This window comes from Bradyrhizobium sp. USDA 376 (assembly GCF_054063675.1).
On the sequence record NZ_JBSSGN010000001.1, the window covers coordinates 929,122 to 948,841 of the forward strand.

General features: G+C 62.2%; 19 protein-coding genes and 1 pseudogene. 10 read left to right on the forward strand and 10 right to left on the reverse strand.

Going from position 1 to position 19,720, the window contains the following annotated elements; all coding sequences use genetic code 11:
* Nucleotides 1-34: 34 nt before the first annotated feature.
* From ACVJ19_RS04245 to ACVJ19_RS04260, 4 genes and pseudogenes are all read right to left on the reverse strand, one after another.
* Complete coding sequence (locus ACVJ19_RS04245; RefSeq protein ID WP_453948159.1) at nucleotides 35-1,345, reverse strand: DUF1963 domain-containing protein; 1,311 nt, start codon at nucleotides 1,343-1,345, stop codon at nucleotides 35-37.
* Nucleotides 1,346-1,453: 108 nt separating this feature from the next.
* Nucleotides 1,454-2,650, reverse strand: a complete 1,197-nt coding sequence (locus ACVJ19_RS04250; RefSeq protein ID WP_453948161.1) for a PepSY-associated TM helix domain-containing protein — start codon at nucleotides 2,648-2,650, stop codon at nucleotides 1,454-1,456.
* Between the two features lie 2 nt (nucleotides 2,651-2,652).
* Nucleotides 2,653-4,990: pseudogene (locus ACVJ19_RS04255) on the reverse strand (TonB-dependent siderophore receptor).
* A gap of 203 nt (nucleotides 4,991-5,193) precedes the next feature.
* Nucleotides 5,194-6,078: a dihydrodipicolinate synthase family protein gene (locus ACVJ19_RS04260; protein WP_453948163.1), complete on the reverse strand. Its 885-nt coding sequence runs from the start codon at nucleotides 6,076-6,078 to the stop codon at nucleotides 5,194-5,196.
* Between the two features lie 178 nt (nucleotides 6,079-6,256).
* Between ACVJ19_RS04260 and ACVJ19_RS04265 the strand changes: the two genes are divergently transcribed.
* On the forward strand, nucleotides 6,257-7,669 hold the full coding sequence (locus ACVJ19_RS04265; protein ID WP_453948164.1) for an FAD-binding oxidoreductase: 1,413 nt from the start codon (nucleotides 6,257-6,259) through the stop codon (nucleotides 7,667-7,669).
* Nucleotides 7,670-7,681: 12 nt separating this feature from the next.
* On the forward strand, nucleotides 7,682-8,362 hold the full coding sequence (locus tag ACVJ19_RS04270; protein WP_453948165.1) for a GntR family transcriptional regulator: 681 nt from the start codon (nucleotides 7,682-7,684) through the stop codon (nucleotides 8,360-8,362).
* Nucleotides 8,363-8,368: 6 nt separating this feature from the next.
* Here ACVJ19_RS04270 and ACVJ19_RS04275 read toward each other — a convergent pair whose 3' ends face one another.
* Together ACVJ19_RS04275 and ACVJ19_RS04280 are read right to left on the reverse strand one after the other, a co-directional pair.
* Nucleotides 8,369-8,533 (reverse strand): hypothetical protein, encoded by a 165-nt coding sequence (locus ACVJ19_RS04275; protein WP_453948166.1) that lies wholly within the window; start codon nucleotides 8,531-8,533, stop codon nucleotides 8,369-8,371.
* A 180-nt stretch (nucleotides 8,534-8,713) separates the two neighbouring features.
* Nucleotides 8,714-8,899 carry a hypothetical protein gene (locus ACVJ19_RS04280; protein ID WP_453948167.1) on the reverse strand — a complete coding sequence of 62 codons (186 nt, stop codon included), beginning with the start codon at nucleotides 8,897-8,899 and terminating at the stop codon, nucleotides 8,714-8,716.
* 193 nt (nucleotides 8,900-9,092) lie between these two features.
* On the opposite strand from ACVJ19_RS04280, the gene ACVJ19_RS04285 reads away from it, so the two are divergent.
* Together ACVJ19_RS04285 and ACVJ19_RS04290 are read left to right on the forward strand one after the other, a co-directional pair.
* Nucleotides 9,093-11,114 (forward strand): YgiQ family radical SAM protein, encoded by a 2,022-nt coding sequence (locus ACVJ19_RS04285; protein WP_453948168.1) that lies wholly within the window; start codon nucleotides 9,093-9,095, stop codon nucleotides 11,112-11,114.
* A gap of 752 nt (nucleotides 11,115-11,866) precedes the next feature.
* A complete protein-coding gene (locus tag ACVJ19_RS04290) occupies nucleotides 11,867-12,376 on the forward strand; it encodes a lipocalin-like domain-containing protein (RefSeq protein WP_453948169.1) in 510 nt (169 codons plus the stop codon).
* Nucleotides 12,377-12,682: 306 nt separating this feature from the next.
* Here ACVJ19_RS04290 and ACVJ19_RS04295 read toward each other — a convergent pair whose 3' ends face one another.
* Complete coding sequence (locus tag ACVJ19_RS04295) at nucleotides 12,683-13,348, reverse strand: pyridoxamine 5'-phosphate oxidase family protein (RefSeq protein ID WP_453948170.1); 666 nt, start codon at nucleotides 13,346-13,348, stop codon at nucleotides 12,683-12,685.
* A 526-nt stretch (nucleotides 13,349-13,874) separates the two neighbouring features.
* On the opposite strand from ACVJ19_RS04295, the gene ACVJ19_RS04300 reads away from it, so the two are divergent.
* Nucleotides 13,875-14,174, forward strand: coding sequence for a hypothetical protein (locus tag ACVJ19_RS04300; RefSeq protein WP_018642713.1), 300 nt, complete (start codon nucleotides 13,875-13,877; stop codon nucleotides 14,172-14,174).
* 291 nt (nucleotides 14,175-14,465) lie between these two features.
* Nucleotides 14,466-14,930 carry a MaoC/PaaZ C-terminal domain-containing protein gene (locus ACVJ19_RS04305; RefSeq protein ID WP_453948171.1) on the forward strand — a complete coding sequence of 155 codons (465 nt, stop codon included), beginning with the start codon at nucleotides 14,466-14,468 and terminating at the stop codon, nucleotides 14,928-14,930.
* 257 nt (nucleotides 14,931-15,187) lie between these two features.
* On the opposite strand, the gene ACVJ19_RS04310 is transcribed toward ACVJ19_RS04305, so the two are convergent.
* Together ACVJ19_RS04310 and ACVJ19_RS04315 are read right to left on the reverse strand one after the other, a co-directional pair.
* On the reverse strand, nucleotides 15,188-16,045 hold the full coding sequence (locus tag ACVJ19_RS04310) for an HD domain-containing protein (RefSeq protein WP_453948172.1): 858 nt from the start codon (nucleotides 16,043-16,045) through the stop codon (nucleotides 15,188-15,190).
* Between the two features lie 350 nt (nucleotides 16,046-16,395).
* Nucleotides 16,396-17,481, reverse strand: coding sequence for a ClC family H(+)/Cl(-) exchange transporter (locus ACVJ19_RS04315; RefSeq protein ID WP_453948173.1), 1,086 nt, complete (start codon nucleotides 17,479-17,481; stop codon nucleotides 16,396-16,398).
* Between ACVJ19_RS04315 and ACVJ19_RS04320 the strand changes: the two genes are divergently transcribed.
* From ACVJ19_RS04320 to ACVJ19_RS04335, 4 genes are read left to right on the forward strand one after another with little or no spacing between them, the layout of a single operon-like run.
* Nucleotides 17,441-17,806 carry a hypothetical protein gene (locus tag ACVJ19_RS04320; RefSeq protein WP_453948174.1) on the forward strand — a complete coding sequence of 122 codons (366 nt, stop codon included), beginning with the start codon at nucleotides 17,441-17,443 and terminating at the stop codon, nucleotides 17,804-17,806. The genes ACVJ19_RS04315 and ACVJ19_RS04320 overlap by 41 nt on opposite strands.
* Before the next feature lies 1 nt (nucleotide 17,807).
* A complete protein-coding gene (locus ACVJ19_RS04325) occupies nucleotides 17,808-18,011 on the forward strand; it encodes a hypothetical protein (RefSeq protein ID WP_453948175.1) in 204 nt (67 codons plus the stop codon).
* 13 nt (nucleotides 18,012-18,024) lie between these two features.
* Nucleotides 18,025-18,483 carry an Rrf2 family transcriptional regulator gene (locus ACVJ19_RS04330; RefSeq protein WP_453948176.1) on the forward strand — a complete coding sequence of 153 codons (459 nt, stop codon included), beginning with the start codon at nucleotides 18,025-18,027 and terminating at the stop codon, nucleotides 18,481-18,483.
* A 26-nt stretch (nucleotides 18,484-18,509) separates the two neighbouring features.
* Nucleotides 18,510-19,193 carry a class I SAM-dependent methyltransferase gene (locus tag ACVJ19_RS04335; RefSeq protein WP_453948177.1) on the forward strand — a complete coding sequence of 228 codons (684 nt, stop codon included), beginning with the start codon at nucleotides 18,510-18,512 and terminating at the stop codon, nucleotides 19,191-19,193.
* 52 nt (nucleotides 19,194-19,245) lie between these two features.
* Here the strand turns inward: ACVJ19_RS04335 and ACVJ19_RS04340 are convergent, their stop codons facing one another.
* A complete protein-coding gene (locus ACVJ19_RS04340; protein ID WP_453948178.1) occupies nucleotides 19,246-19,593 on the reverse strand; it encodes a hypothetical protein in 348 nt (115 codons plus the stop codon).
* Nucleotides 19,594-19,720 lie beyond the last annotated feature (127 nt).

Consider the following 19,720-nt stretch of genomic DNA (forward strand, 5'->3'; position numbering starts at 1 on the left):
TATCGAAGAACAGGACAATCGCGCAGAGATCAAGCTAGTCGCACTCGAACGTTGCGGCGACCTGCGAGAAGTCGCGCTGGGCAAGAGCATCCCGATCGATCCAAAAATGAAGCACACCGCCGATATCGGAGTGCCAATTGAGAAAGGCAAGATCGCCTTCCATCTGAAGCAACAGCATGTCTTCCAAATGCACCTCGGTTGCCTCTTGCCAGGTGCTGCCGTATCCCAGCATTTGATGAAGCGCGGTATTGAAGTGGCGGTACTTGCCGTCGCGCTCGGTTGGCGTCTTCCAGTGATTCTGCCGCGCCAGATTCGTGACGTAGCTGGACGGCGCGTGGTCGGAGATATCGACGTCCTGAGTCGCCATGCAACGGATCGTATGGTTGATGGCGTTGCCGAGGTCGTCCGCGATTCTACCCACATATGTGGGCACCTTCCCGTCCAGCTCCTTGTAGGCATGCGCAACGTCGAACCACCAGGATCTGAAGCTCGCTTTTGTTTCCGGATCAACGTCATCCATTGGTGTCAGCCCCCGGCAGCGCTCGAGCCACCCGATTGCACCAGCGCGAAGGCGCTTCAATTCCATGGTTGCCTCGTCGGTGAGCGGCTTGCCGTAGTATCCACCGGTCAGATCGGCTTGGACGTGGGACAACACCGATCGGACCACGTAGGTGATCAGAAGCCAGTTGAAGGGCCAGTCCTCGTCTTTCTCGTATTTGGCCACCCCTCGGAATTGAAGCAGATCGTTCTCATGCGGCTCTCCCGGACCGAGCGCCTTACACAATTCTTCGACCATAAGCTCACCTCCGACGGAGTCCTCCCAGAAGTAGAAGTCGCGGAATAGCCGGAAGGAGACGGGATACTTGAACTCGACCTTGGAATGAAAATCGGGATTGGGATCGAGCCATTTGACTTGGTAGTCACCATTGGTGCCTGCCAGCGGCATCAGATCGGGCGGTGGCGCGCGGTCAGGATACGCGCCACCGTCCGTCGGGCTATAAAGTACGCGACAAGGTGGATGGCCTTCGCCGCAAAACACCGAACTACAGAAGAAATAAAGGGTGCCACGCGTCGGAAGCGGCGACCAGCCGGCTCCAGGCACTTCAGCCAAGTCAATTTGAGCCACGAATGTCAGCGCAACCGTTTCTAACTCTCGATATACCCTGACCTCTGCGGTCGGCCAATCAAGTTGCGGCGGCAACTTGGGAAGTCCGCCGAAGAAGCTCCGCGCCGGGTACGTGAGCGGCACGGGCAGATCACTGCGTCTGACAAGAACAGCAGGCCGCGCCGTTTGTTCGATTTCGTCTCGCTCGGATCGCGCCATCGAGATCACCACAACTTTCACTTGAGCTTCGCCATCGAACCATTTGGCGAGGCCCCAGACAAGTCACTCCGGTCGGCTGTGTGCGTAAGCTTCGTTGCGGCGCGTGGCGCGATGGCTAGCGCATCGCCTTCACTCGCCCGGAACGAGCCGCCCCAGCGGCGGCTGCGCGGGGCGCCGCAGCTTGCGGCGCGAAAGATAGAGCAAAATGCCGGTGACCGAGAACAGCGGCATCAGGGCCGCGGCGATCATGAACGCGAGCTTGCCGGGCCAGCCCAGGACCGCGCCACGATGGATATCGAGCACATTCGCGATGATCTTCTCGCCGAGCGTCTTGTCGGCGTAACGCTCCGCAGAGACCAGCTGGCCGGTGACGGCATCGATGCGGAATTCGTCGCGCGTGGTGTCGAGCGTCGAATCCTTCCCCCACGACCGGATCCTTATCGCGGTGCCGGGGCTGGGCGGCAGCGTCAGCAGAGCCCTGGCAAAGCGGTCGCCCTCCTCGCGCCGGAACGTCGTCCAGGCCTGGTCGAATCCGATCGGCTGGGCCGGCTCGGATCGGGCCGCCACCCGCGGAGCCTTCGCGGGCATCTTGGGCTGCATCTTCGCAGCACTGACCTCGGGGCGCGACAGCAACCAGACGACGCCGTCCTTGTACCAGTCGAACGAGTACCATAGGCCCGTGAGCGTCATCACCAGATAGACCGGAAGAACCCAGGTGCCGATGACCGCATGCAGTGAGCGATGCAGCCCGCGCCCGCTGAGCCCGAGATTGGGCTTGAGCCACATCTTCACGCTGCCCGCGCGGCGTGGCCAGCGCAGCACGAGACCCGAGACCAGCATGACGATCAGGCCGAGCGCGGCGACACCAGTGATCTGGCGGCCCCAGCCCTTGGCATCACCAGGGATCAGCAGCCAGCGATGCAGCTTGCGCACGGTCGCGAAGAATTCTTCGGCGCGCGGCGCGCCCAGGACGCGCGCGTCATAGGGGTCGACATAGAGCGAATTCGGCCGCGTGCCCTGCTCGTCGCGCGCGAAGCGGACCCGCACGGCGGCGGCAGGGTCGCTCGACAGCATGATGGCCGAGACCTGGCCGACGTCCTGTCCCGCCTTCAGCCGGGCAACCAGCTCGTCCGGCATCAGCGCCGGCATCTCGCGCGGTGCGACTTGCATGATGCCGGCGTTGAGATGATCGACGATCTCGTCCTCAAAGCTCATGACCGCGCCGGTCAGCGCGATCAGAGCAAGCAGCAGCGCGAGCACCAGGCCCGCGATGGAATGGACCTGGAGCAGAGCGACCTTGATGGTGTGCCCGAGCCGCGCTGCCATGGCTAGAACTTCACCGTCGCCGACAGCGAGAAGCGTCGGGCATCGCCGATGGCGACGTTAAGATTGTTGACGGCGGAGGGATAGTAGACCGTGTCGAACAGATTCTTGACGTTGAACTGGTAGACGACCGGGAACTGCTCGTACTTGGTCTCGTAAGTCGCGAAAATGTCCGCGACGACATAGGACGGCAAGAAGAAAGTATTCGTCGAATCGCCGGGGCGGTCGCCGACATAGCGCGCGCCACCTCCGAGCCGGAGCTGGCCCGGCAATGCCGTGCCGAAGTCGTAGACCAGATAGAGCGAGGCCGTGTTCAGCGCGACGTTCTGCAGCTTTCTGCCATAGAGCGTCGGGTCCTCGGACGCCGTCACCCGCGCGTCGGTATAGCCGTAGCTGCCGATCAGGGCCCAGCTGTCGGTGAGCCTGCCGGTGACGTCCAGCTCGACGCCGCGGGAGTGGGCACGGCCGACGGTGTGGAGTTCAACTACGTTCGCGCTGTTCGTCTTCGTCGTCTGCACGTTCTTCTTGTCGAGATCGTAGACGGCCAGCGTGCCGGAGATGCGCTTGTTAAAATCGAACTTCACGCCAGTCTCGTACGACACGCCCTCTTCCGGTGCGACGTTCGAGTCAATTACGACGCCGATCGGCGCAATGGTCGAGTTCGGCTTCAGCGATTCAGTGTAGCTCGCATAGAGCGAGATCTCGTCGGTCAGCTTGAAGATGGCGCCGCCGAGCGGAAGCACCTTGTCCTGGGACACGTTGGTATTGGTGACGAACGGCTTTCCGCGCCCGGCGATCTGGTCGTAGTCCAAGTAGCGCACGCCGCCGACCAGCGCGAACCGCTCAGTGAGATGCAGCGTGTCCTGGAAGAACAGCGACCACTGACCGAGCTTGTCGGTCTGGGCGCTGTCGGTGTTCGAGGCCGTCGTGCCCGGACCTATCAGCCCATAAACGGGATTGTAGACATTGAAGGTAGGCGTTGCCTGCCGGATCAGGATGTCGCGGTAAATCGTCCGATACTGACCGTCGCCGCCGAACACCACGTCATTGCGCATGTTGCCGAGCCAGAAGCTGCCTGAAACGTAGGACGTTCCATAGCTGACGTTGCTGAGCGAGCTTCCCGTGCCGTCATTGCTGCGCTTCTCGGCGCCGGTGGTGAAGTCGATGCTGGTGATGCGGAGCTGGTTGGCGCTGAAGGTTTCGGTGTTGTAGCTGTAGCCGGCGTAAAGCTTCCAATCCTGGTTGAAGCGGTGCTCGACCGACGCTTGCATCAGGTCGGATGTGCCCCACGTATTGTTGAAGGGTTCATCGAGCCGGCGGTCGGCAGGAACTGCCAGCGGCGCTTTCGTTGCCGGATTGAACGCGGTGCCGCGATCGAACGGATAGATGAACTCGCGGTGCTCGTAGTTGAGCTGCACCGTGGTGTCCTGGCCGTACCAGGCCAGCGACGGCGCGACCAGCATCTCGCGATGACGGCCGAAATTGCGCCAGTAATCCTCGCTGACGCCGTAGCCGATGAAGCGATAGGCAAGGCCCTGGTCGCCGATCGGGCCGGTGACGTCGAGCAGGCCGTCGGCGCCGGTCTTGGAGGCACTGAAGGCCGAGCCGAGCAGCGTGACCGAACCGTGCTGATAGAGCTCCGGACGCTTGCTGATGGTGTTGACGATGCCGCCGGGGTCCATGATGCCGTAGAGCAGCGAGGCCGGCCCCTTCAGCACCTCGACACTCTCGACCGCGGCATTGAGGCTGCGCCCCTGCACCAGCGGCATGCCGTTGCGCATGATCGAGCCGTCGCGGTTGTCGCCGAAGCCGCGGCGGATCACCGCGTCCTGACTGCCGGCGAGCGTATTGGTCTGGGTGATGCCGGAGATGTTGATCAGCGCATCGTCGATGTTGCGCGGGAGCTGATCCTTCAACACCTGCTCGGGCACGATGTTGACGGCCTGCGACGTATCGAGCGGCGAGGCGCCGCTGCGCAGTGTGGTCGAACTCGGCATCGCGCGGTAACCGAGCTTGGCGGCCTGTTGTGCAGCGGCTTCCGCGGCAGCGCGCTCCGAGAGCGTCGGCACCGCAGGCGCGGCCGTGGCATTGCGACTGCGCTGGCGCACGGCGGCTTGCGTGCGGCGTGGAGACCCCTCCGATGCACGTGCCGGTTTCGGCCGTGGCACCGGGGCTTCCACCGTCACCGGCGGCAGAGCCGATTGCGCCTGCGCGCTCGCCGTGTTGGGAGGGATATTCGATGAGCATTACCGCTGCACCGATAAGAAGACCTGCACGGCTCTTGCCGGCACGAGTTTGATGACCGCTGTCGCGCTGGCCATCCACGAAGGCACGCACTTTCATTCCACTTCAAGTCAAGAACGTTGAAGTGTGCGCCTGTAACAGTCGCTGCGATCGAAGAGAACCGTAGCCGAGCTTGAATCGCTCTAGTGTTGAATCGTTCTAAGCGCGGAGGAGCGCCGAACGTCAATCTCCGATTGATCGCACAGAAATCGCGACACGCTGCGCGAGAATTCGCAGCAAGCGTGTCGCAATATTGCCTGATCTCACGCGATGGCGGGAGCGATCAACTCGTCGAGCTTCCGCTTGAACGTGCTGCCGTCGGACAAGGCGCGGAGCGGCGGGCGCACGCGCAGCCAGCCTGCATCGCCCGTCTGCGTCGCGAGGATCGCCTTCAGCGTCGCGACCAGGGATGGCGTCTTCACCACGACATCGATCGCGGCCTGCATGCGCGCTTCGACGTCCTTGCCGTCAACCATGCCCTTGACCAGCTCGGGCACGACATTGGCCATGCCGCAGATGGTGCCGGCACCGCCAGCGGCGATGGCGCGGGTGATATCGGCTTCGTTGCCGACGGTGATGGCGAGTTCGGGCGCGGCGGCGCGGAAGGCCTGGAACTGCTTGAAGTCGCCGCTGGAGTCCTTCAGGCCGGCAATCAGCTTGCCGAAGCGCTTGCGCAGGCTTGCGGCGACTGTCGTCGGGATGGCAACGCCCGAGACCTGCGGGATGTGATAGAGCGAGGCGCGCAGGCGATCGTCGGCGACGCCGTCGATGATCGCGGCGAAGGCATCCTCGATGCCCTCGGGCGTGACGTTGCGGTCGAAATAGGGCGGCAACAGCAACACGTGGCGCAGGCCGAGGCCGAGCACAGCGCGCGTCAGTGCGATGCTGTCGGTGATGGCGGGAAAGCCGCCGCCGATGCCGATGCGGTCAGCAGCGACGCCTGCCTTGAGCAAGGCTTCGATCGTCGCGATGCGCTCGGCAGCATTGAACGAGGTGCCCTCGCCGGTGGTGCCGAACAGCACGACGCCGTCGACGCCTTTGCTGAACAGCTGCTTCGCGTGCGCCGCAAGCTTTGCGGAGTCCACGCTGCCGTCGTTCGCCAGCGGCGTCGCCGACGCCACCCAGAACCCGCGAATCGCCTCCGTCATCACACCACCCTTTGCTGCGGCCCGCCGACTAAGCCTCTGATCCCTAACGATCTTCTCTGCCGGACGGAGCCACGTTTTTGCTTTACTTTTCATCTTGTACCTTACATACAAGACGGACGCAAACCCTTTCCCCGACACGGCGCGCATGAGGCGCAGCCGAATCTAAAGGAGGTCTCGCATGAACATGGTGACCCCCATTGAACATCCCGACCAATTGCTCGGCGCCTTGCGCGACAGGCTCGGCGCAGCCGCAGTGCTTGTTGGCGCGGATGTGCCGGCGCGCAACTGCAACGACTGGAGCGCGAGCCTGCCGCAGACGCCGCGCGCGGTGATCCGCCCGCTCGATGCGCAAGGCGTTGCCGATGCGGTTCTGGCCTGCCGGCAGGCGCGCCTGCCGTTCGTGCCGCAGGGCGGCTTGACCGGGCTGTGCCGCGGCGCTTCGCCGGAAGCCGGCTGGGTCGCGATCTCGCTGGAGCGCATGACCGGCATCGAGGAGATCGATCGCGCGTCGATGACGATGACGGTGAAGGCGGGCACGCCGCTGGAGACGATCCAGAAGGCCGCCGATGAAGCCGGCTTCTTCTTTCCGCTCGACCTCGGCTCGCGCGGCTCCTGCGCCATCGGCGGCAATCTCTCCACCAATGCCGGCGGCAACCGCGTGATCCGCTACGGCATGACGCGCGAGCTGGTGCTTGGCCTCGAGGCGGTGCTGCCCGACGGCACCATCATCACCAATCTCAACAAGCTGATGAAGAACAATGCCGGCTACGATCTGAAGCATCTCTTCATCGGCTCGGAAGGCACGCTCGGGATCATCACCCGCGTGGTGCTAAAACTGTTTCCGAAGCCGCGCTCGACCATGGCGGCGCTCTGTGCGCTGAAGGATTATGCGGCAGTGATCGCGCTGCTCGATGCCGCGCGATCGGGGCTCGGCCCGCTGCTGTCGGCGTTCGAGGTGATGTGGCCGGATTACTGGGACGTGATCACGACGCGCGCCGGCGTGAAGCCGCCGGTCGAAGCAAACCACGGTCTCTACGTGCTGGTGGAAGCGCAAGGCACCGACGAGAGCGTCGATGCGCCGCGCTTCCAGAGCTGGCTCGAAGAGCTGATGGAGCGCGGGCTGCTGGCCGACGCCGCGGTGGCGCAATCGCTGGCGCAGACGCAAGCCTTCTGGCGCGTGCGCGACATCTGCGCCGAGTTCGGCCAGGTGCTGGGCCCGCACATCTCCTACGACATCGGCCTTGCGGTGGCGCGGATGGACGAGTTCGTCACGCGCTGCAAGGCGGGCTTGGCTTCCGGCATCAAGGGCTGCGAGAGCGTCTATTACGGCCATATCGGCGATGGCAATCTGCATCTGGTCTCCTGGGTCACCGGCCTCTCCGTCGAGCAGCAGCCCAAGGAGGAGATGGACGCGATCATCTACGGCCTGGTCCGCGAGATGGGCGGCAGCGTCTCCGCCGAGCACGGCATCGGCACGCTGAAGAAGAAGTGGCTTGGGCATGCGAGGAGCGAGGCCGAAATCGCGCTGATGCGCACCCTGAAAGCGGCGCTCGATCCCGATCATCTGCTCAATCCCGGCAAGGTGATCTGAGTGGAAGCGCGCATGCGATCGCTCAAGCTCGATACGCCGAAATCGCTGTCGCAGCGGGTGATGCAGCGGCTGCGCCAGGCCATCATCGACGGCGAATTCGCGCTCGGCGCGACGATCTCGGAAGAGATGGTGGCAAATTCCTTCGGGGTCAGCCGTACGCCGGTGCGCGAGGCCATGGGCCAATTGCAGGCGCAGGGACTCGTGGTGATCCGTCCGCAGGTCGGCAGCTTCGTGTTCACCCCGAGCGCCGAGGACATCACCGCGCTCTGCACCTTCCGCATCGCGCTCGAGCCCAAGGCGGCCGAGCTCGCCTTTCGCCATGATTGCAACAGTGCGATCGTCGCGATGAACGATGCGATCGCGGCCATGGAGCCTGCCGTCGCGGCCAGGGACAACATCGCCTATGGCCGCGCCGATGCCGCCTTCCACGAGGCGCTGTTCGCCCATTGCGGCAACCGCTATCTCCTCGAATCCTACCAGCTCGTCTCAGGCCGCGTCGCCGCGCTCCGCACCAATTTGACCTCACCGATCGACGTGCGCACCCGCACCTCCTTCGACGAGCACCGCAAGTTGCTCGACCTGTTCGCGCGCGGCGAGTTCACCGCTTTCGAACAGCTGATGACCACGCACATCACCAATTCGGGCGTGGTCTATGCAAAGGCCTTGAAAGTGGACGCACTGAAGGCCGATTGAGCGCGGCTACCGCCCGTCCCTCGATCCCGGCCTGTCCAGGAAGTCCAGCGCGGTGTTGATCTGCTCGAGCTGGTGCTCGATCCTGTCGCGGTCCTCGACGACCTGCGCCCTCTCGAGTTCCTCCACGAGCTTCTGCTTTCGCGCCAGCAAGTTCTCTATGACCGTGCTCACAAGTCCCCCATCGCCCCGAAGCGAGCATCGGGGCAGAAATCCGGCCAGCGGCGCTGGCGCCGGGATTGTCGAGGCGCGCGCGAGCGGGGGCTCGCGCGGGCGCCAGGGTCAGAATGTTCGCGAAGGCGGTTGGTTCCTGCGAGTGAACCACAATGCTGGCAGATGTGACCATTCCGCCGCTCAATGCGTCAGGACGATGCCTGCAAGTTGCACCGGCGCGATGGGGGTGTGGGTGATCGAGACCGCGAACACAGCCACCAACGCGAAGAACATGCAGAGCCTCATGTGCACCGTCCTATGATCGGTGACCGGCAGAAGCAGGAAGAACAACATCGCCAGGATCAGCAACGCGTCGATCAGAAACATGGGACCTCTCCCTTGAAACCGGGAGCAGGATGACGCGGCGCGGCCGGCGGGTATGTGGACGGCGTCACACAGCCGAACCGGGCCGTCCGCGCGGCTCGTGCTGCTGAATTTCGCGTCACCGGGAACCTTAATCCGCGAAGGCGGCATAGCGGCCGGTTGTATTCGCGGGCCCGGGGTCCTATGCGTAGGCGCCATGGACACCCAGATCATCACCGCCGAAAAGCCCCTGATGGCCCAGGCCCGGCCGCGCAAGCCCGCGCCGTTCCTCCCGATGAGCCGTGCCGAGATGGATGCGCTCGGCTGGGATGCCTGCGACATCGTGCTGGTGACCGGGGATGCCTATGTCGATCATCCCAGCTTCGGCATGGCCATCATCGGCCGCCTGCTCGAGGCGCAGGGCTTCCGGGTCGGCATCATCGCGCAGCCGGACTGGCATTCGGCCGAGCCGTTCAGGGCACTCGGCAAGCCAAAGGTGTTCTTCGGCGTCACCGGCGGCAACATGGACTCCATGGTGAACCGCTACACCGCGGATCGGCGCATCCGCAGCGACGATGCCTATACAGCCGGCGGCGAGGGCGGCAAGCGGCCGGACCGCTGCACCGTCGTCTACGCCCAGCGCTGCCGCGAGGCGTTCAAGGATGTACCGATCGTGCTCGGCGGTATCGAGGCCTCGCTGCGCCGGATCGCGCATTACGACTACTGGTCCGACAAGGTGCGCCGCTCGGTGCTGGCCGACGCCAAGGCGGACCTGTTGCTCTACGGCAATGCCGAGCGCGCCGTCGTCGAAGTCGCGCAGCGGCTCGCGGCCGGCGAAGCGCCGCGCGAGCTCGACGACATCAGGGGCGTCGCGCTGTTCCGCAAGGTCCCTGCGGATTACGCGGAGCTGCACGCCGACGATCTCGATTCCGCCGACGAGGGCGCAACGCGCCAAAAGGGCGCGACCGTGATCCGGCTGCCGGCGCTGGAGCAGGTCGAACAGGACAAGGAAGCCTATGCGCGCGCCTCACGCGTGCTGCACCGGGAGAGCAATCCCGGCAATGCGCGGCCGCTGGTGCAGCGTCATGGCGATCGCGATCTCTGGCTCAACCCGCCGCCGATCCCGCTCACCACCGAGGAGATGGACGCGGTCTACGATCTGCCCTACGCGCGCGCGCCGCACCCGTCCTATGGCGACGCACGCATCCCCGCCTGGGAAATGATCAAATTCTCGGTGACGATCATGCGCGGCTGCTTTGGCGGCTGCACCTTCTGCTCGATCACCGAGCACGAGGGTCGCATCATCCAGAACCGTTCGGAAGGCTCGATCCTGCGCGAGATCGAACGCATCCGCGACAAGACGCCGGGCTTCACCGGCGTGATCTCCGACATCGGCGGCCCCACCGCCAACATGTACCGGATGGCGTGCAAGGATCCGAAGGTCGAGGCCGCGTGCCGCCGGCCGTCCTGTGTCTTCCCGGAGATCTGCCCGAACCTCAACACCTCGCATGACGATCTGATCCGGCTCTATCGCAAGGTGCGCGAGACCAAGGGCATCAAGAAGGTGATGGTCGCCTCGGGCGTGCGCTACGACCTCGCGGTCGAGAGCCCCGAATACATCAAGGAGCTCGTCACCCATCACGTCGGCGGCTACCTCAAGATCGCACCCGAACATACCGAGCGCGGCCCGCTCGACAAGATGATGAAGCCGGGCATCGGCGCCTACAACAAGTTCAAGCGGATGTTCGATGAAGCGGCGGAGCGGGCCGGCAAGAAATATTACCTGATCCCCTATTTCATCGCGGCGCATCCGGGCACGACCGACGAGGACATGATGAACCTCGCGCTGTGGCTGAAGAAGAACCGCTATCGCGCCGACCAGGTGCAGACCTTCCTGCCCTCGCCGATGGCGACCGCGACCGCGATGTACCACACCGGCGTCAATCCCCTGCGCGGCGTGCGCCACGGCGGCAGCGACAAGGTCGACGCGATCAAGGGCCTGCGCCAGCGCCGCCTGCACAAGGCGTTTTTGCGCTACCACGACCCCGACAACTGGCCGGTGCTGCGCGAGGCCTTGATCGAGATGGGCCGCCGCGATCTGATCGGCTCACAGCCCCACCAGTTGGTCCCCGCGCACCAGCCGCCCGGCACCGGCAAGGCCGCCGGCACCAAGCGCCCCGTTCGCCCCGGCGGCAAGACGCAGCGGTTCACGACCAAGGGCCTGCGGGTGATGAAGTAGCGGGCGAGAGCCGGATGCTTTCCCGCCTCCCAAACAAACATATTCGAAAACAACCCCATGCACAGTAGCCGGCCCTAGCGGGATCAATGGTTTAGACGTCCTGCGAAGACGTTTGACCCGTCGGGCCAACAATCGTTGCGCCGTCGGGCAAAACAGGCGCATGATGGCATGATCGGGCATGTGGGATAGAGCGAGCCCGGCATCGATATCCTCGAGCTTCACACTGCGTCCGACGCCTAGGCTGTTCCGCGCCCGTTGAACGCGTTGGAGGGGATGCTTCCTGGCAATCAGCACCCTGCGGTCGTCCCCAGTGACTCCGGATGCGCCAGCGCGTGCACTCATCAATCGATCAGCCCCTGAAGCAGGCCATGACCGTTCTAACTTCGAAACCGGACATGACCGGTTCGCCTCCGGAAGTCAGCAAGGGGCCAGAACCGGACCCACGTTGCCGGCTTTCTCGCGATCGCAAGTAACGCTCGGCATGCCGAACGCTCCAACGACCGCTGTTTCTTACCCCACAGGCCCCGGCCTTCTCGCTCGACGGCTTCCGCGGGATCGCCGACGTGATCGTGGGCCGTAGCGTTTTTGCCGATTGCTCAATCCCGTACTGGCCGTCGGTGCGGTATTGTGGGATGAATTGCCCCACTGACTGACGAGTGCCCCATACAATGATTTCGAGGCTCTGACTAAGCTGGGCGGCCAGCCCAGAACTCATCATAGATGGAACGTTCCTGAAAACCGGAGGGAGCACCATGAAAGCACTATTGTCAATTTCGATAGCCGCAGCTCTTACATGCGCCACGTTATCCGCGGGAGCCGCAGAGCCGCTCAAACAGCAGCTGGTAGGCACTTGGAGCGTCATTTCATTTGTAAACGTGAATGAAAGGACCGGGAAAACAACCGAAGTATTTGGTTCCGATCCGAAAGGATATTTCATGTTCGATGCAGCAGATCACTTCTCAATCAATCTCATGCGTCCGAGACGATCAAAATTTGCCCGCCGCGACTTTCCGACTGCCGGGCAAAGCAAAGCTGCTCTGGAGGGGATAATCGTGATGTTTGGCGACTACAAAGTCAATGAATCTGAACATTCAATATCCTTACATATTATCGGCGGCAGCTTTCCCGCGTGGGACAATACGAATCAGAAGCGTTTCATCGAGATCAACGGCGATGAGCTCACGTATAAGAATCCTACACCAGCATCCGGTGGGGGAACTGCTGTGGTAACTCTGAAACGCGCGACAAGCGCAGCCCAGTGATCTTTTGGTCAATCCGTCGCCACGGGCATTGGTTTCAGAACTCGGCCCCCCGACCGGCAAGCCAAGCCTCGGTACCCCGAAGTGTCGAATGAGTGGGTCCGCACACGATGTCCGAACTGGGTCATAAGCAGCGGTGGAGGCCAAGTTGGATCGGCGTCCGGTTTGCCCCTGACAGCCGATATGACAAGCGCTCAATCGACTCCGGCTAAGGGCCATTTTCGGACTCATGCAGTGCAGCAAAATGCCTTTACTCGATCATCTCATCGGCGGTCGTGCCCAACGTTCTCGTATCGTCAGTCACGCGGCCTAAGTCTCGCGGCTCCCAACGTCACTGAGGTACTTTTCATATTCTGCTCGCGAGAGCAGATTGCCTTCTCGCTCGACGCGAGCGCGGTCCTTCGCGGGTAAAGAGGCCTGTATATCATCGACACGCTTCCAGGGGGCCAAAGGCGTTTCGCATGTCGAGCGAGGCACAAATTCTGACGGTTGTATCTTTTGGTATCGGTGTACATAGCGTGGGCAGTTACGAAAAATTTCAGTCACGCTCACCCGGACGACCAGTTGCGCCTCAGCGTACTCCGACAGCAGAGGATCGTTATCGTCAATACTGGCGATGCCTTGCAGGCGTAGACGATGCGGCTTCTCAAAGTTGATAAAGAGCATGCCGACCTGCGGATTTCCAAGCAAATTACCCGTAGAATAGAACATGCCGTTACCATCGTAACAAGGAAAGACGACGGTCTTACTATTGATAACACGAACAAACCCGGGATCGCCGCCCTTATAGGACACGGTTGGTCGGCCCTGATGATCAATGGTAGACAGGAAGAACATGTCGCGGCTTTCAATGAACGCCTTATGCTCGGGCGAGACTTCGGTGAGCACCACGCGCGCTTCGACATTGTCGGCAAGCCGCCGTGTGTCGAAACGGTCCTGCAATGAACGGTGGACAGGTCCATACAATCGGCTCATCTGATATTTCTCCTCGCTACTGAGCGATGCCCTCGGGCGAATGACTACAACTTACCACACCTTCGAACTAGGATTGCGCCCCACAGCAAAAACTGACCATGGATGTCAGGTGCGGGTCAAGTTTGAGCTTAACCGACGACTTCTGGTTCGGCCCTAACTTCGGATTTTCCTTGCGCACCGCAAACAGGGCGCAATGGGTCAAAATGCGAAGAACTCAGCGTGAGCAAGTCTAGCTATGTCCTACTGAGCGGACAGCCGAATGGGACGGAATTCGATGTCATCGGCAAGTCCTCGCGTGAGGTGAGCTGCTCTACACGCCCGAACAGCTCAGGTCTTGATATCGGCCCACCGGTTTTAGCCAGTAACGATGTGAGCCGAGATGCGGCAGCGTTACTGTCTCTTGCGAACCCTGAACCAAAATCAATCGATGAAGACAAACCTTCATCGAGATTACATTGGGGTTCGCTCCCAAAGGTCACTCGATACATGCCTCTTGGACATTTTACATCGCTAAGGAGGTAGTCCCATGCCGATCGTTCAATTCACTCGCTTCAAAACCGACAAGCCCGAGGAAATGACCAAGGTTGTCGGGCGGGCAAAGAAAATCTTCGAAAAACACGGCGCCGAATTTCTTCGGCTGTCCCGTTTCCACACTGGCCATTGGGCAGGAGAGTTGCTGGTTACGACGCGCTACGCCAATTGGGAGGTCTACGGCAAAGTGCAGGAGGCCGTGGCAAAGGACCCGGAGTTCGCGCAGGTGATGGCTGACGGGTTGAAGATTGCCGAACTACAGGGCCGTAACATCGCTGTTAGCATCGATCTCTAGTCCGGGCGCCACCCGGCGGCAAACCACGTTAAGCGCGGAGGCCGCTGGACATATTGCCAGCGGCCTTTTTTCAATTTTGGGCGCCCTCGGCGACCAATGTCGCTTCGGGTCAAAGGCTGCCCTGGACAGCTCCACGACGATATACCGCTCAGCTCTCGAAAGCGGGCAGTGCGAAGCCAAGAGCGGAAGTCAGCCACGGGCCAGAACCGGACGTGCTAACCTTGAGCGGCACCGAGACTATGCTGGCGTTTGCCATCCCTATAGTTTAGTCCGCTCGCACAGGATTGACCAATGACCCGTATATATTTCGAAGACGCCGAAATTGGTACCGCCAGAAAGGCGGGTCCTTATTTGGTCTCGAAGGAAGAGATTATTCAGTTCGCCAAGCAATACGATCCTATACCGCGCCACATCGATGAGGAGGCAGCAGCACGTTCAATTTTTGGTGGATTAACCGCATCGGGCGCCCACACGTTTGCAGTCTTCATCTCGCTTACGCCCAAACTCCAGCCTCGGCCTCTCCATGTCCTCGCCGGAATGGGCTGGGATGACCTGAGGTTGCCGAACCCGGTACGCCCAGGAGATGAACTTAATCTCGAAGCGATTATCTTGGAGAAGCTGGAATCAAAAACGAAACCTGATCGCGGTATCGTGCGCAATCAAATCCGATTACGTAATCAAAGAAACGAAATCGCCTTGCAATGCATCGGCACCATCCTCGTTGCGAGGCGACCGGACGCGAAAGTATCGGCGTAAGCCGTTCTACAAGGTGCCGTCGGTTGGTTTCGCTCCGATGTCTCTTGTGGGTCATGAGCGCCGTTTGGAAGGTCGGCCGGTTGCTTCCGGTCTACCCCGATAAGCCGACAACCGAGGACGTCGCCCGAACTTCGCATTCGGGCAGGAGCAGACGCGCCGAACACCGGGACGCGACTGGAGCCACCGGCTATGTCAGCTATCGTCAGTCCTGAGCGTCCGAGAATTGAACGGGATCAACCCGAAATCACAGTATTCGCCTACAGCTCCGGACCAGAAAGTCCGACCTCGCGCTCAGCGCGAAGGACATTGCCATAGAGACTGCTGATCCATTGTCTTCCGCTCGATGTTACATTCAAATAGCGGATGGCGGTTTGGATGTGCGGTGCGACCTTGGTCCAGTAGAACTGAGGATATTTGTACACCACGTCCGCGGGCGTGGTGTATCCGAGCGATTTGTTGAGGCCTATCTCCTCGAACTCGTAGAACAGCGCATTTGATTTCTTCATGTAGTTCGGATCGCCGAGCTGACCGATCAGGTCGGCGGCGCGAAGCAACAAACCTTCCTCTTCGTCAAGATCATCCTTGAGTTCGTTCGCTGATGCATCTGCATAAGGAAAACGAGTGTATTCGATGGTTTGGGCAACGCGAGCGGCGTCAATTTCGTCAACTGCGTCAAGACGCTCCACGGCGAATAATTTTGAGCGGTCGACATGATAGGGCGCAAGCGCTGCATCGGAGGAGCCGATCGGTAACTCAACCGTTCGGCCGGTACCATCAACCACATAGGCACCGTCCTGGTCTCCGTGAACTATTCCCCGAACGTAGCCAATGTCGTGAAGCAGGCACGCCAGGATGAAGTGAGCATAGTCGCCAGCCGTCGTTGGCCTAAGAAGGGAGCGCCCGATCAGGATGTCGTGCCCCACCAGCGTGACCAACAAGGTGTGCTCGACGTTGTGGTAGAGTGCATCGCTGTTACCAATGCATTCCAGGGCCAGCTTTGCTGCATAGGGCAGCAATTCCGGCAAGCTGGCGTGGGACGAGCCGAAGCGACCGCTTGTCTCCGAGATCAGGAACGCACCGAGCGCCTGGGACGTCAGTTCCGGGATCGTTATCATGAGCAATCTCTCACTTTGGTCGCCGAACCTTCAGGAGGCTTTCTGCAGGATCGGGAGGGAGAGGACGACCTTAATAGTGTGAAGCCAAAGGATGGGTGATAATTGACTTAGATCAACAGCAGCGACGCCGGACTACGCGTGTGCCCAGTAGCGACTTCCGCTGAGGGTCAATCGCGTCCGTTCGCTCCGGTCAAAGGGGCCTCCGGTTTACCCCTCACGGCCGACATCGAGGCGTCAGGCGGAATTTGTCGCGATGCGGACGTGAAACGCGGCTCACGAACAGAGTTTCCGATCAAGAGGTCCGACGCCCTCGCTTGCGCGCATCGGCGTAGTCGGGGACGACACCGATCTCATCTCTGTCTGATTTGCCGCTCCAGGCGCAGCGTATGCTCGCGCAGGGAATCGTAGATCGGTGCATTGCCCAGCAGCATGGGTAGCAGCATCGCCATGAAGCAGGCGCCCAGCATCGGCAGCAGCATCGTCACGTTACCGGTCATTTCGGCGACGAGAACGATGCCGGTTACCGGCGCGCGCACGACGCCGGTGAAGAGAGCGGCCATGCCCACCAATGCAAATGCTTCCGGCTGGATCGAGAGCGCCGGGAACGCAACGCGGCAAGCCTCTCCGAACAGCAACCCGGACTGGGCTCCCAGCACGAGCAAGGGTGCGAACAGCCCGCCGGGCGTGCCGGCCGCGTATGAGAGAGCGCCGAGCCCGAATCGGATCAGGAATGCGAACCCCAGGATCCCCGCATTCTCGTGGCCGATCAACGCGCGCTGCGTGATCTGATCTCCGCCACCGACCAGTTCGGGCGCGAACCAGGCCAATATGCCGACGCTTGCGCCGATCAATCCGGCGCGGAGCTCGATCGGCAGCCGTCCAAATCGATCGCGAACTGCGATGGTCGCGAGCAGGGTGCGATTGTATGCGATGGCCAGCAGACCCGCGATGCCACCCAGAGCCAGGAACAGCGGGGCGGATTCAGCCCCGGGATAGCTCAGCGGCGCGACCTGGAAGTCGGGCGCGTCACCGAGCAGCAGCCGTGCGACCGGGATCGCCGTTGCCAGCGCTGCAAGGGCAGCGACGGCAACACGGTGCTCGAACCTCTGCACCAGTTCCTCCAGCACAAACACGAGCCCGGCAATCGGCGCATTGAAGGCCGTTGCAAGGCCGGCGCCGGCGCCAGCCGCGAGCAGCACCCGGGCATCCGCCCAACAGAGCCGGCAGAGGCGCGCGGCGAAAACCGCGATACCGGCGCCCATCTGGACGGTCGGCCCCTCACGGCCCAGCGCCAGTCCGGAGCCGATCGCCAGTATTCCGCCGAAGAACTTCACCGGCACCAGACCAAACGGAGCCGGTGGGATCTCTTCACGCAGGACAGCTTCGACATGCGGAATGCCGCTGCCCGAAGCGTGTGGCGAGAATTGCCGCACCATCCACGCGGCAACCAGGGCTGCGACGGCGCAAGCGCCGACGACGGTTCAAGAACCCCCAGATTGCGTGGCCATGGGCCCAGGCGATCATCGCATCGCGCAGACCATCCGCACGCACGAGCAAAAGCCGGAAGATCGCCCCGACACATCCAGTCGCTGCGCCTACGATGAGAGCCATCGCCGCGAGCCCCAACAGGCTGCGACGTTCGTCCGCGACTTGCCGCTCGTCGTCAGGGTTATGGTCCACAGCTGGTCGATGATCCCGAGGCCTTCGCAAGCGGCAATCTTTGCCGAAATCACCGGCGAATGTCCCGAAAAAATGTTCTGACTTGACCGAAGAACTGCCTCTCCGACCGACACGCCAGGACCTCACCCCACGTCAAGATGCGTCGAACCAAGACCCGGCGCCGCAGATCGGCGATTGGACGTCGCAATCGATCCCCACGGACGTGCACCGTAACGCCGCGCTCGACCCGCGCCTCTTCCACGATCAGCGAGGGCGCAAACCGCTTGACCTCAGCGCCATCATGTAACATATAGAGTTACATGAGGCGAGACTCCCGACTATCCGGCGTCCTCCACGTGCTGCTGCATATGGCGCAGCAGGCTGGGCCGTTCACGTCCGAGACGCTGGCGAAGGCCATGGACACGAACCCAGTGGTGATCCGCCGCATCATGGCGGGCCTGCGGGACCTCGGTTACGTCCACTCCGAGAAAGGACATGGCGGCGGCTGGACGCTCGCTTGCGACCTTTCGAAGGTGACGCTGCGCGACGTCTATGCCGCGCTCGGCAGTCCATCGCTGCTGGCCATGGGCAACCGCACGGAAGCGCCGGGCTGCCTCGTCGAGCAGGCCGTCAATGCCGCGCTCGATCAGGCCTTTGCCGATGCTGAAGCGCTGCTGCTGTCGCGCCTCGGCGAGGTGACGCTGGCGATGCTCGGCGAGGACCTGCGCAAGCGGCTCGGGTCTCGAAAGATTCACGACATCGGCGCGCATGGCGGGTGAACGGCTCCATTCACGGGGACAACATCATGACCGACATTCAAGCTGCATTCTCGGATCCGCAATTCGTGGCTCGATATACCGAAGGGCCGCGGCGGTTCGTGCCGGGCTATGACGCCATGCAGTCCATGGCGTCCATTCTGCTGGCCGAAAGTGTCCCCAGCGATGGGCAGGTGCTCGTTCTCGGCGCCGGCGGCGGCCTGGAGCTCAAAGCCTTTGCGCAGGCGCATCCCGGTTGGCGCTTCGACGGCGTCGACCCGTCTGGGCCAATGCTGGCGCTGGCCGGGCAGACTCTTGGAGAGCTCGCACCACGTGCGCGTTTTCACCAAGGCTATATCGATGACGCCCCGGAGGGACCGTTCGACGGCGCGACCTGCCTGCTGACCCTTCACTTCGTCGATGTCGCCGAACGACGCCGGATCGCCTCGGAGGTCCGCCGCCGGCTCAAACCGCGCGCACCGTTCGTGGTCGCGCATCTGAGCGCGCCCGACGGGGAGAAGGAACGTCCGCTGTGGCTGGCGCGGTACTCAGCATTCCTGGCCGCATCCGGCGTCGAGCCGGAGCAGGCCGCGGCCGCACAGGATGCCGTCAGCAACCATCTGCAGATTCTGGCGCCCGCGCAGGACGAGGTGATCTTGCGCGAGGCCGGTTTCTCCGAGCCGACGCTGTTCTACACCGGCTTCGCCTTCCGCGGCTGGGTGGCGTACGCGTGAGGCAAATCAGCTGCACGGCTTTGCCGGGAGCTGGCGGTCTGCGCGACGATTGTCAGCCTACCGTTTCGCTGTCTGCACAAAGCGGCGCTTCCGCCAAACGGCTCGCTCGCGAAGCAAAGTCCTCGAACGCTGCGACCGCATCGCGCATGTTGTGACGGCCGCGACTGTCGAGCGACGCATGAACGCTGAGGTCGAACAGCTCCATCCAGAACAACGGGCTCTCGGGCGAGCCCGCCCCAAGCGCTTCAAACATGCTGATCTCGCAATCCCCGACCCGCTCGAGCGCAACCGTCCGGGAGCCATGGGCGATATGAGGAATTCCGAGCAACGTTCCGTAACCTCGTAAAATCTTCACGTTGATGGGCGGCGCGACGCCGTCACTGCTGGACATCAAGGCCATCGTAGCTTTCGGGGAAAAGGGGCTGCCCCGAGAACGCAAGACCAGTCTCAGGGCAGACACGCGATTTAAGTCACGCGACCCCCGGTTTCTTGTTATCGTGAGCCAATAAGTTGATTTTTCATGCCGC